Origin of the sequence: Acinetobacter sp. AOR43_HL (assembly GCF_027854635.1) — a bacterium.
In the GTDB taxonomy this organism is placed as follows: domain Bacteria; phylum Pseudomonadota; class Gammaproteobacteria; order Pseudomonadales; family Moraxellaceae; genus Acinetobacter; species Acinetobacter pittii.
Window position 1 is genome coordinate 332,221 of record NZ_JAKTHX010000002.1, and the last position, 12,268, is coordinate 344,488.

Here is a 12,268-nt window from a genome sequence, read left to right on the forward strand (position 1 = left end):
GTGATTAACCTTTTGCCGGAGTTGATGTTTTTTCTGTTGGCTGAGGTTGGGGAGGAGTAGCGTTAGCAGTAATTTGCGCATTCGGCATTGGAACGAGGTGCGGGGTCACAGGGTCACCCGGACGAATTCGCTGTAAACCATTCACTACAATACGGTCACCCGCTTGTAATCCGCTATTTACGATTTGCAAGCCATCTTGTTGTGTGCCAAGTTTTACTTCACGGTAAGCGGTTTGATTTTTCGCATCAACTACTACGACAAAACGTTTATCTTGATCGACGCCGACCGCGGTTGGACTAATCAGAATTGCTGAACGAGGTTGACCACCACCCAGACGGATTCGAGCATATAAACCCGGTAATAAAACTCCGTTTGGATTGTCGAAAGTTGCTCGGACACGAATCGTACCTGAGGTTGTATCTAGGTTATTGTCGATTGAGTTGATGACTCCTTCACGAGAAAACCCAGTTTCATTGGCAAGTCCCATATAGACAGGAACTTGTGCAGAGTTACGCTGATTACTGATGTATTTCAGGTAAGTTTGTTCATCAACATCGAAAGATGCATAAAGGCGAGATACAGAGACTAAACTTGTTAAAACCTGTGCTCCATTACCAGCAGAGACCACGTTGCCCACAGTCACTTCGGCACGAGAAATTCGACCACTGACTGGTGCAGTAATGCGCGTGTACTCAAGATTTAAACGTGCAGATTGAACAGCTGCTCTAGCGGCTTGCAGGTTGGCACTGGCTGAGCGTGCATCATTTTCAGCTAGATCTAACTCTTGACGTGATACAGCATTACTTTGAATTAAACGTTGAATACGAGAAAGATTAGAACCTGTATAAGTCACTTGTGCTTCAGCTGAAGCGAGTTGAGCTTGGGCACGATTGAGTTCTGCTTCGAAAGGACGCGGATCAATGGTAAAAAGTAATTCGCCTTTTCTAACCAGACTGCCATCTTTGAAGTGTACGGAAATGAGTTTACCTGAAACCTGTGGCCGAATATCGACTTGATCAATGGCTTCTAAGCGACCGGAATATTCTTGCCAATCGGTAATGGTTTTGCTGATGACATTAGAAATATCAACAGTAGCAGCTTGTTGAGCTGTGGTCGGTGCAGCTTTTGCATCGGCATTTTCATGTAAAAACATAAAACTGCCACCCGTTGCCAAAATGGCGACAAAGATGGCAGACAGCGCAAACTGTTTGCGGGAAAATGACATGAGGTGCTCCTACTTATTTGGATACCTGTTTTCAGACTTTTAATTATGGTCCGTATGGGAGAAACAGGGTTTATGGGATGGACGGAGCATAAAAGTTTGTCAATCACGAATAAATATATTAAATTCGATAACACTATTCGTATTTTTATAACAATTGATGTGTTTGAATGAAAAAATGCATTAATTGATAGGAGTGTGCGTGTGGATCTATTTCATGCCATGAAAGTATTTAACAAAGTTGTCGAAACAAATAGTTTCAGTTTAGCGGCTGACAGTTTAGGCCTACCGCGTGCTTCCGTGACTACAACCATTCAGGGTTTAGAAAAACATTTACAGGTTCGATTGCTTAACCGAACCACCCGTAAACTTAGTTTGACGCCAGATGGCGCGGTTTATTATGAGCGTACTTCGCGAATTTTAGCCGATGTCGAAGACGTTGAATCGACTTTTCATGATTCAGAACGTGGGCCTCGAGGACGACTGCGCATTGATGTTAAAGCTTCAATCGGGCGGTTGATTCTGATTCCGATGTTGTGTGATTTTCATTCTAAATATCCTGATATTGATTTGGTAATTGGAATGAGTGATCGCCCCGTAGATCTGGTACAAGATGCGGTGGATTGTGTCATTCGTATTGGTCAGTTGAAAGATTCAAGTTTGGTGGCACGTCGTATCGGAACAATTCAGTGTGTGACGGTTGCTGCACCTCGTTACTTGGTGGAACATGGCGAACCAAAAACTATTGATGATCTACAAAAACACCAAGTCGTGCATTACTTTAATAGTCGTACTGGGCGTAATATCGACTGGGATTTTATGGTTGATGGGGAGATTCACAGCGTTGGCGTGAAAGGGCGCGTTTCTGTCAATGATGGTGATTCATACATTGATTTGGCAGTACAAGGTTTTGGCCTCATTCAATGTCCATATTATATGGTGGCAAAACATTTAGAGTCTGGTGCGCTTAGAGAGGTGTTGACTGAATGGTTACCTGCGCCTATGCCCATATCAGTCGTTTATCTACAAAACCGTCATTTATCGCCTAAAGTCCGTGTATTTGTAGATTGGGTAGCCGAATTATTTGCAGGTTGTCCATTGCTGAGTGGTTGCTCAATGTCATTAGATCAAAAATGTGAATTTGCCAGTGCCAAAGAACATAACCATGAATACACCATCCGGACATTGGTTCAAAATGAAAATATGGCAGAGGCTTACACACTCAAAAACTAACTTAAAATTTGAGTGATTTTTCAACATTTAATGAGGTAATACGACCAGCTGTTTTGACATCTTCATAAATCCTTAATTTACTGGTATAGAAATTGCAATTATTTCGGCAGAAGAGTAATTTAGAAATTACTCAAGTTTTTATCACCTTATTTGGATTTTAAGGAGAAGCTTCAAGATGGCAAGCTTTATGAAAAAAATGTTCGTTTCAACAACCTTAGTTTTGGCTGCTGTTGCAACGAATGTTCAAGCAAAGGATTGGAAGGTGATTCGTTTTGGTACTGAATCCTCTTATGCACCATTTGAATATAAAACACCAGATGGCAAGTTAACTGGTTTTGACGTTGATTTGGGTAATGCTATTTGTGCAAAACTCAAAGCCAAATGTGTTTGGGTTGAAAACTCTTTTGATGGGATGATTCCAGCACTTAAAGCGAAAAAATTTGACGGTATTCTTTCATCAATGACGGTGACTGATGAACGTGCGAAACAAATTTTGTTTAGTAGCAAAATCTACAACACACCAACACGTATGGTTGCAAAAAAAGGCTCACCGTTATTACCAACAGCTGCATCATTGAAAGGTAAGCGTGTAGGGGTACAACAGGGCACAATTCAAGAAACTTATGCTAAAACCTATTGGGCAACAAAAGGTGTAACTGTTGTACCTTATCCAGTCCAAGATTTGATTTATCAAGACATGATGTCAGGTCGTTTAGATGCAACTTTACAAGATGCAATCATGGTTGATGGTGCTTTCTTAAAACAACCAAAAGGCAAAAACTTTACTTTTGTCGGCAGCAATGTGGTTGATGCAAAAACATTGGGTGTAGGCGCAGCGATTGGTTTACGCAAAGAAGATGCAGATTTGAAAGCGAATATTGACAAAGCTCTCGCAGCAATCATTGCGGATGGCACATACAAGAAACTCGAGAAAAAATATTTCTCCTTTAACATTTACTAATGATGTGAAAAATGTCGGCTTAGTGCCGACATTTTAAAATCTATTCTCATCTCATCAATATTAGATATTGTTTTTAAGGAGAAGATGAGTCATGTTTTTATCTGGCTATGGGCCACTCCTTCTCAGCGGAACATGGATGACCATACAGCTTGCGCTGTTGTCACTTTTGCTTTCTGTCATTATTGGCTTAATTGGTGCGAGTTCAAAACTCTCTAATATTAAAGCTTTACGCTATATTGCGACCGCATATACCACGCTCATTCGTAGTGTGCCTGATTTAGTAATTATGCTGCTGTTATTTTATAGCTTGCAGTTAGGTTTAAACCAAATTACTGAAGCACTGCAAATGGACCAGATTGATATCAATCCATTTGTGGCGGGTGTGATTACTTTAGCGTTCATTTATGGTGCATATTTTACCGAGACCTTTCGTGGTGCATTTCAATCTGTTCCAACGGGTCAAATTGAAGCAGCAAAGGCCTATGGTATGACCCCTTGGCAGGTTTTTCGACGTGTATTATTCCCTCAAATGATGCGTTTTGCATTGCCAGGCATTGGTAACAACTGGCAAGTCTTGATTAAGGCAACTGCACTGGTTTCAATTATTGGCCTGACTGACATTGTAAAAATTACACAAGATGCAGGTAGAAGTACCATGCAACTGTTCTTTTTCAGCATCGTGGCTGCTGCGATTTATTTGGCAATTACCACCGTGTCGAACCTGATCTTAATGTGGCTTGAACGTCGTTATTCTGCTGGTGTGAGGAAGGGACAATTATGATTGAAATCCTTCAACAATATTGGCAGGCATACCTTTGGACGGATGGCATACAGATGACCGGTGTCGCGATGACTGCTTGGTTATTGGTGCTTTCTATTGGTATTGGCTTTGTGCTTGCTGTGCCTTTATCACTTGCACGAGTATCAGAAAATCTTTGGTTGCGTGGTCCAGTTTGGTTATTTACCTACGTTTTTCGTGGCACACCACTGTATATCCAACTGTTAATTATTTATTCAGGTATTTACAGCTTTGATTACGTCCATGAACATCAGACGCTCGATGCATTTTTTCGAGAGGGCATAAATTGCACCATTTTGGCATTCGCGCTCAATACTGGTGCATATACGACTGAAATCTTCGCTGGAGCGATTCGTTCTATTCCACATGGCGAGATTGAAGCCGCCCAAGCTTTTGGAATGTCAAAATGGAAACTCTACACACGTATTATCATTCCGTCGATGTTACGCCGTGCTTTGCCATTTTACGGTAATGAAGTCATTTTGATGTTGCACGCGACAACCATTGCATTTACAGCAACTGTTCCAGATATTTTAAAAATTGCGCGTGATGTAAATGCGGCAACTTATGACACTTTCAATGCTTTTGGGATTGCCGCGGTGTTATATGCGATGTTGGCATTTATTTTGATTTGGATATTTCGTAAGTTGGAAAAACGTTGGTTGGCCTTTTTAAAGCCATCGAATCATTAGGAGACATAAATGGAACACGTTGCAAAACTAGTGATTCGTGATTTACACAAAACATTTGGCGATCATGAAGTATTGAAAGGGATATCACTTGATGCAAATGCTGGCGATGTGATTAGTATTATTGGTTCATCTGGTTCAGGTAAAAGTACCTTGCTGCGTTGTATCAACTTTTTAGAGCAACCGAGCAATGGCACCATTAAACTCAATGGTGAAAAATTGCGCACAGTCTTTGATAAAAAAGGCAATTTAAAAGTGGTTGATCCAAAGCAACTACAAAAAATGCGTACTCAACTGATGATGGTGTTCCAGCACTTTAATTTATGGTCACATATGACAGTGCTTGAAAATGTCATTGAAGGGCCAATTCATGTTCTTGGGATAAAACGTGCTGAAGCAGAAGAGTGTGCGCGGAAATATCTACGTAAAGTTGGATTGCCTGAAAGTGTTGAGAATAAATATCCAGCATTTTTATCTGGTGGTCAGCAGCAACGTGTAGCAATTGCTCGTGCTTTGGCAATGGAACCGGAAGTGATGCTATTTGATGAACCCACCAGTGCACTTGATCCAGAGTTGGTGGGTGAAGTACTCAAGGTTATGCAGAGTTTGGCTGAAGAAGGCCGTACCATGATTGTGGTGACACATGAAATGGGCTTTGCACGTCATGTGTCTAATCAAGTGATTTTCTTGCATCAAGGGAAAATTGAGGAACAGGGCCATCCTGATGAAGTACTCAACAATCCGAAAAGTGAGCGTTTAAAGCAATTTTTGACGGGCAGTTTGAAATAAGCTGTTTATACCGAGTAAGGTGAAATTTTTATAAAAGAATTTTCATCTTACTCGGTTACTTTTTTAATTATATTTTATAGATGGGTATTTTTAGAAAACACATTAATAATGATAATACCTGCAATCATTAAAGTAAGACCAATACAGGCCGCCAAATCTAAATGCTGTTTGTAAAATATCCAGCCAATTGCAGAAATTAAAATAATACCCGCGCCCGACCAAATGGCATATGCAATTCCGATCGGAATTGTTTTTAGCGTAAGAGATAATAAATAAAAAGCAATTGCATAGCCCACAACTGTAATGATGGATGGAATAGGAACAGTAAAACCTTGAGATGCTTTTAAAGCTGAAGTTGCAATGACTTCACAAGCAATCGCAATTGCTAAATAAAGATAAGACATGGGGAGCTGCGCCAGAATGAGTTTTAATCAATCTACATGAAATGTTGAAATGGTTTGGCAGTTTTAACGATTGTTTAATTTTTTTGGTACAAAATGACCAGTAAATCAAACTGAACTGATAAATTGATTTTATCACTAGCAAAGTGTTCTCAGCTATTTATTCATTTATTTAATCATTGATCTGCATAGTCATTTAAGAGGATCAGTAACTTTAGCCTGATCCTCGATAGTCTTTTTAAGAAATAGATTCGCTGAGTAAATTTAACCCTTTAAATTTCTCTAAAAGTTGCTCTTTATTCTCAATATGCGCAGGGTCTGGTTTTATGCAATCGATAGGGCAAACTGCCTTACATGTTGGCGCATCGTAAAAGCCTATACATTCGGTACAACGGTATGGATCAATTTCATAAACTTTGCTCCCTTCAAAAATGGCGATGTTAGGGCATTCAGGTAAGCACATATCACAGTTAATGCAGTCACTCGTAATCAAAAGTGCCATGTTTAACTCGCTGAATAAGCCAATGTAGATGCAGTAATACTTTCTTTCGCATGCGGCAAATTGCGTACGAGTAGGGCATAACTGATATCAACATCTTGTGAGAGTGGAATTTCAACGAAATGCCCAGAACCTTTAGCATCTGTAATTGGGTTACCTTTTAAATCACGCATTTCGGTTAAAGTAAAAGTGATGTTGCCTTGAGGCGTCATCAGCTCAAGTGAGTCGCCAACTAAAAAACGGTTTTTAACTTCAATGCGAATATAATCACCGTGACGTTCTAAAACCTCTCCACAAAATTGTTGATAGTCAAAATGTGATGAACCATCAGCATAATTTTGATATTCGCTATGCACATGACGTCTTAAAAAGCCTTCGGTATAACCACGGTTTGCCAAACCTTCGAGTTGGTTCATTAAGCTTGGGTCAAATGGTTTGCCTGCTAAAGCATCATCAATAGCTTTTCGATAAATTTGGGCGGTACGGGCACAGTAAAAATAGGATTTAGTACGGCCTTCAATTTTTAGTGAGGCGATGCCCATTTTTGTTAAACGATCTACATGTTGTACCGCACGTAAATCTTTAGAGTTCATAAAATAGGTGCCGTGTTCATCTTCTTCGGCAGCAAACATTTCTTCATCATTGCGTTGTACCAGCAGCGTTTGAGCCGAGGTTGTTTCTGATTGTGCTGATGAGCAGCAAGACTTTTCTGACTCATTGAGCTGAGTAACTGGAATCACATCACCGTTTGCATCTTCTTGGGTTTCATGCAACTTATAGTCCCAACGGCAAGCATTGGTACAAGCACCTTGGTTGGCATCACGTTTATTCATATATCCAGAAAGTAAGCAGCGGCCTGAGTAGGCCATGCATAGAGCACCATGTACAAAAACTTCAAGTTCAATATCTGGCACATATTGCTGGATTTCTTCTATTTCTTCTAAAGATAACTCACGCGATAAAATCACACGGCTTAGACCGTAGTCTTTCCAAAACTTAACAGTGGCCCAATTAATAGCGTTGGCTTGAACCGATAGATGAATTTGCACATCAGGAAAATGCTCTCTCACCATCATGATTAAGCCCGGGTCAGACATAATGAGTGCGTCCGGCTGCATGGCTATAATTGGTTCAAGATCACGAATAAAGTTTTTTAATTTGCTGTTATGTGGCTGAATATTCACCACAACATAAAACTTTTTGCCCAAAGCGTGGGCTTCATCAATTCCGATTTTTAGGTTGTCATGATCAAAAGCATTATTACGCACACGTAAACTGTAACGTGGTTGGCCTGCATATACGGCATCTGCACCATAGGCAAAAGCATAGCGCATGTTTTTAAGTGAACCTGCGGGAGAGAGAAGCTCAGTTTTCATAAAATAAAAGGCATAAAAAATATATGGTTTTATTTTATTAACTCCGGATTTGGGATTCAACCTACTGAATTAGTAGGGATTTGATCATTATCCTTTTGTACGGGCAGCATATTTTTTGCTAGCTCTCCTAAGCGCATCAAAGCATTTAACATTTTGGGGTTTAACTCAAAACAAGCTGCAATACGTAAACAATGACTAAAACGTTTATCAGCCGAACACAAAATTCCGGGCATACATAAGATTTTTTCGTCCATTGCTTGGTGAAACAGTTCTAGGGTATCAATTGATTCGGGTAGTTCTAACCATAAAATAAATCCCGCTTGTGGACGACTGACTCGAGTACCGACTGGAAAATAACGGCAAATATAAGATTTGATGGTGTCAATTTGCTGTTGATAGCGTTTTTTGAGTTGACGTAAATGTTGATCATATCCGCCATTCTCTAAGAAAAGTCCTAAAGTTTCTGTGAGTAAAGCTGGCTCAGCAACAGTGGTTGTAAATTTAAGCTGCTGCACAATATTACGGAAACGTCCAGCTTCTAACCAACCAATCCGATAATCAGGTGCTACAGTTTTGGTATAGCTGCCACACACCAAAACCCATCCATTTTGGTCAAATGCCTTAATATTGGGTAGGAGAGGCTCGGTGAGTTGCAATTCGGCATACATCGCATCTTCAATAACAGGAATCTGAAACTGATTAGCTAACTCTGCCAAGCGACGGCGGCTGCTCTCAGGCATGCTAAAACCGAGAGGATTGTGTCCTGTCGGAATGGTTAAAATGGCTTGTACACTTTGAGATTTTAAGTGTTCTTCAAGTGCATCCAGACACATACCTGTATGTGGTGAGGTCGGCACTTCTACAATTTTTCGACCTAAATTATGAAGGAGGGGGTACAGGTTATGAAATGTAGGAATCTCAAGCGCTATGCTGTCACCCGCTTGAGTTGTTGCCATAATCGCGAGACTTAAAGCCTCCATCGTGCCATGAGTGAGCACAATATCATCTGCTGAAAGAAACATACCGAGTTGTAAGCTTCGCCTAGCAATTTGAGTGCGTAAACGTATAGAACCTGGCGGTAAAGTATAGTTTTTAAAAATGTCTGGTTGTGTCCGTAAAACTTGAGCAGTTAAGCGTTTTAAGCGTTCAATTGGATAAAAATTTTCCCCAGAAGGGCAAGCTAGGGCCAAATTGACATAGTCGGGGTTCATTTGTTTTTTAACAATTTGTGCGAGAAAACAGCTAATTCCTGAAAGAGATACTTTTTCTTCACTGACATAACGCTCTTCGAGTTCTAATAAGTTTGAAGGCGCATGACAAACGTAGTAGCCAGACTGTGGACGAACAGAAATCAATCCTTGATCTTCAAGCTGACGATAAGCTTCTTTTACGGTGTTAATGCTGACCTGATAATGATTTGCGCAGTCGCGAATTGATGGTAAGCGTGAACCAATAGGCTGCCTGCCATTCTGGATTTGAAGGGTGAGGTCATCACTCACTTTTTTATATTTGTACATATCCATTCATTAAAAAGCCAAAGCAATGGATACACTTTATAGCGATCTCTGATTTATCTCAAATATTGTTATGCGTTTAGATTAATCCATTTAATAGGGATATAGTTTTAATAACTGTGTCTATTATTTTTCATATAAACTGATACTGTGACCATTAAAAATAAATCAGTAAGATCAAAAAATGGTAAGGACTTAAAAGCCATATTTTTTAATATTAAAATTAGTAGGAGAGGTCTATGTCTGTTGTTGCATTTAAACAAGTTGATGTTTTTACTTCACAAGCATTTAAAGGAAATCCTGTTGCGGTCATTATGGACGCCAGCACCTTAACGTCTGAGCAGATGCAAGCCATTGCGAACTGGACCAATCTTTCTGAAACCACATTTGTACTCCCTGCGACCGATTCACAAGCTGACTATCAGGTTCGAATCTTTACTCCGCAAAGTGAGTTGCCATTTGCAGGCCATCCTACAATTGGTACTGCCTATGCTTTGCTTGAGGCTAATCTAATTAAAGCGAAAGAAGGTAAGCTGGTACAGCAGTGCGGTGCTGGTTTCGTGACTCTGACCGTGAGTGAGTCAAGTCATATTTCATTTGAACTACCTAAGCCTAAAATTACTCCACTAGATGCAATGCACACTGAAAAATTAGCAGAAATTTTAAAATGTGAAATTAATACTCAATGGAACGCTGCATTGGTAGATGTAGGGGCGCGCTGGATTGTATTACAAGCTGTTAATGCTGAGGCTGTTCTAGAGAGCCAACCAGACTTTGCCGCTTTAAAAGAACATGATTTAGAAATGAAAGTTACGGGTGCGACAGTTTTTGGTTTTCATGAAAATAATGATGAACAAAAACACATAGAAGTTCGTTCATTTGCCCCTTCATGTGGAATAAATGAAGATCCTGTTTGTGGTAGTGGTAATGGTAGCGTAGCTTCATTTATTCGTTATTATGGGATTCTTCCTGCACAAAATGATGTCGTAGTTTCTTCACAAGGTGGGGCGGTAGGTCGAGACGGACAACTTCAACTTGAATTGTATCAAGATAAAATTTTGGTGGGTGGAACCGCTGTCACCTGTATCGATGGTACAATTAAGTTATAAAGACAGACATAAAAAAACCGAGGACTTTGCCTCGGTTTTTTTATGTCTAGAAAAAAATTATTTTTCTACGAACGCACGTTCAATGACGTAGTCGCCCATTTCACCCATACGAGGTGATTCAACTAAACCGTGTTGGTCAAGTAATGCAGCCACATCTTTTAAGAATGCAGGGCTACCGCAAAGCATTGCACGGTCAGTTTCACGGTTGAAGCGTGGTAAACCGATTTTTTCGAATAAAGCACCAGTTTCAATTGCAGTTGTTACACGGCCTTGAGTGTGGAAAGGTTCACGAGTAACAGTAGGGTAGTAAACAAGCTTGTCTTTAATACCTAACTCTTCAAAGAATTCGTGGTTTGGTAATTCGTTCAAGATAAGGTCTTGATAAGCTAATTCAGAAATATAGCGTGTACCATGAACAACGATTACTTTTTCAAAGCGTTCGTAAGTTTCTGGATCACGAATAATTGATAAGAATGGAGCAAGACCAGTACCAGAAGATAAAAGGTATAAGTTTTTACCTGGTAAAAGGTCATCATGAACCAAAGTACCTGTTGGTTTTTTAGAAACTAAGATTTCATCACCAACTTGTACTTTTTGCAAAATCGAAGTTAAAGGACCGTCTTGTACTTTAATTGAGAAGAATTCTAACTCTTCTTCGTAGTTTGCACTTGCAATCGAATACGCACGCATTAACGGTTTGCCATTCACTTCAAGTCCGATCATTACGAACTGACCATTTTTAAAACGTAAGCTGGTATCGCGTGTAGTTTTAAAACTGAAAAGAGTGTCATTCCAGTGGTGAACATGAGTAATGCGTTCAACGTTAAAAGCAGCCATTAAAGGTCTCGATCACGATTAAAAGAAAACAGATTGCTATTCTAATCTAATTTCATTCCCGATAAACTGAATATATTTAATTGTGTTTATAAGAAAAAGTGATGATCAATTCTGTCACCTTCCCCATCATTGGCCACATGTGCTCTCCCTATCGTGAAAAATTCGGTATTCCACGCCAGCCTAATTTGGTCAATATCGAGTCTTATATTGATATGGTAGAACCATATAACGACTTGTTAGCATTTGAGGGAATTGAGCAATTTAGTCATCTCTGGTTAGTTTGGCAGTTTCATGACAATAAAAATCAAGGCAATGCAGCTAAGTTCCGTCCACAGGTTCGTCCGCCACGTTTAGGTGGTAATGAAAAAATTGGAGTATTTGCTACACGAAGTATGTATAGACCTTCTCCAATCGGGCTTTCAGTCGTAAAACTTAATAAAGTCGAAAAAGTGGGGAAGTCTGTGCGTGTCTATGTCACTGGAAGTGATTTATTAAATGGCACCCCAATTTTAGATATCAAACCTTATATTCAATATTCTGATGCAATTGCGGAGGCTCAAAGTGGTTATGCGCATGCAGAACCAGAACGAAAGGCAGTTATTTGGAATGAAACTGCGTTAACAGCTCAAAAATATTTTCTTCAAAATAAAGAAATAGATTCGCAATACATTGATGAGCTTGAGCAAGTGTTAGCTTTAGATCCTCGGCCTGCCTACCAAGAAGACCCTGAAAGAATCTATAAAATGAAATTTTCAGACTTTGATATTCATTTTAAGGTTGATCAATTTGTAGTTTCCGTCATTGATGTGGTGAAGACTTCTGCGCTTGCACAATAGATA

The 12,268-nt window shown here is 39.8% G+C and carries 13 protein-coding genes; 7 read left to right on the forward strand and 6 right to left on the reverse strand.

All coding sequences use genetic code 11. The features are described 5' to 3' along the window. Nucleotides 1–4: 4 nt before the first annotated feature. Nucleotides 5–1,225, reverse strand: coding sequence for a multidrug efflux RND transporter periplasmic adaptor subunit AdeF (gene adeF, locus MKL33_RS01530; protein ID WP_151821299.1), 1,221 nt, complete (start codon nucleotides 1,223–1,225; stop codon nucleotides 5–7). Nucleotides 1,226–1,426: 201 nt separating this feature from the next. On the opposite strand from adeF, the gene MKL33_RS01535 reads away from it, so the two are divergent. The 5 genes from MKL33_RS01535 to MKL33_RS01555 all read left to right on the forward strand — a co-directional run bounded on the left by MKL33_RS01535 (nucleotide 1,427) and on the right by MKL33_RS01555 (nucleotide 5,693). Further along, on the forward strand, nucleotides 1,427–2,455 hold the full coding sequence (locus tag MKL33_RS01535; RefSeq protein WP_151821300.1) for a LysR family transcriptional regulator: 1,029 nt from the start codon (nucleotides 1,427–1,429) through the stop codon (nucleotides 2,453–2,455). A 175-nt stretch (nucleotides 2,456–2,630) separates the two neighbouring features. Beyond that, nucleotides 2,631–3,416: an ABC transporter substrate-binding protein gene (locus MKL33_RS01540; RefSeq protein ID WP_005307073.1), complete on the forward strand. Its 786-nt coding sequence runs from the start codon at nucleotides 2,631–2,633 to the stop codon at nucleotides 3,414–3,416. A 91-nt stretch (nucleotides 3,417–3,507) separates the two neighbouring features. Further along, nucleotides 3,508–4,197, forward strand: a complete 690-nt coding sequence (locus MKL33_RS01545; RefSeq protein WP_087399935.1) for an ABC transporter permease — start codon at nucleotides 3,508–3,510, stop codon at nucleotides 4,195–4,197. Further along, nucleotides 4,194–4,907 (forward strand): ABC transporter permease, encoded by a 714-nt coding sequence (locus MKL33_RS01550; RefSeq protein WP_270906339.1) that lies wholly within the window; start codon nucleotides 4,194–4,196, stop codon nucleotides 4,905–4,907. Before MKL33_RS01545 ends, MKL33_RS01550 begins: the two co-directional genes overlap by 4 nt. Nucleotides 4,908–4,916: 9 nt before the next feature. Further along, nucleotides 4,917–5,693, forward strand: coding sequence for an ABC transporter ATP-binding protein (locus MKL33_RS01555; protein ID WP_151766947.1), 777 nt, complete (start codon nucleotides 4,917–4,919; stop codon nucleotides 5,691–5,693). 74 nt (nucleotides 5,694–5,767) lie between these two features. On the opposite strand, the gene abeS is transcribed toward MKL33_RS01555, so the two are convergent. From abeS to MKL33_RS01575, 4 genes are all read right to left on the reverse strand, one after another. Then, nucleotides 5,768–6,097, reverse strand: a complete 330-nt coding sequence (gene abeS / locus MKL33_RS01560; RefSeq protein WP_003650669.1) for a multidrug efflux SMR transporter AbeS — start codon at nucleotides 6,095–6,097, stop codon at nucleotides 5,768–5,770. Nucleotides 6,098–6,332: 235 nt separating this feature from the next. Further along, nucleotides 6,333–6,596: a YfhL family 4Fe-4S dicluster ferredoxin gene (locus tag MKL33_RS01565; RefSeq protein WP_198306938.1), complete on the reverse strand. Its 264-nt coding sequence runs from the start codon at nucleotides 6,594–6,596 to the stop codon at nucleotides 6,333–6,335. Between the two features lie 2 nt (nucleotides 6,597–6,598). After that, nucleotides 6,599–7,969 (reverse strand): prephenate-dependent tRNA uridine(34) hydroxylase TrhP, encoded by a 1,371-nt coding sequence (gene trhP, locus MKL33_RS01570; RefSeq protein ID WP_270906340.1) that lies wholly within the window; start codon nucleotides 7,967–7,969, stop codon nucleotides 6,599–6,601. A gap of 56 nt (nucleotides 7,970–8,025) precedes the next feature. Beyond that, nucleotides 8,026–9,492 carry an aminotransferase-like domain-containing protein gene (locus tag MKL33_RS01575; protein ID WP_270906341.1) on the reverse strand — a complete coding sequence of 489 codons (1,467 nt, stop codon included), beginning with the start codon at nucleotides 9,490–9,492 and terminating at the stop codon, nucleotides 8,026–8,028. A 230-nt stretch (nucleotides 9,493–9,722) separates the two neighbouring features. Between MKL33_RS01575 and MKL33_RS01580 the strand changes: the two genes are divergently transcribed. Then, the gene (locus MKL33_RS01580; protein WP_270906342.1) at nucleotides 9,723–10,592 is read left to right on the forward strand and encodes a PhzF family phenazine biosynthesis protein; all 870 of its coding nucleotides are present in this window, start codon (nucleotides 9,723–9,725) and stop codon (nucleotides 10,590–10,592) included. A 57-nt stretch (nucleotides 10,593–10,649) separates the two neighbouring features. Here the strand turns inward: MKL33_RS01580 and MKL33_RS01585 are convergent, their stop codons facing one another. Beyond that, nucleotides 10,650–11,429 (reverse strand): ferredoxin--NADP reductase, encoded by a 780-nt coding sequence (locus MKL33_RS01585; protein WP_002118187.1) that lies wholly within the window; start codon nucleotides 11,427–11,429, stop codon nucleotides 10,650–10,652. A gap of 101 nt (nucleotides 11,430–11,530) precedes the next feature. On the opposite strand from MKL33_RS01585, the gene tsaA reads away from it, so the two are divergent. Beyond that, the gene (gene tsaA / locus MKL33_RS01590) at nucleotides 11,531–12,265 is read left to right on the forward strand and encodes a tRNA (N6-threonylcarbamoyladenosine(37)-N6)-methyltransferase TrmO (protein ID WP_270906343.1); all 735 of its coding nucleotides are present in this window, start codon (nucleotides 11,531–11,533) and stop codon (nucleotides 12,263–12,265) included. Nucleotides 12,266–12,268 lie beyond the last annotated feature (3 nt).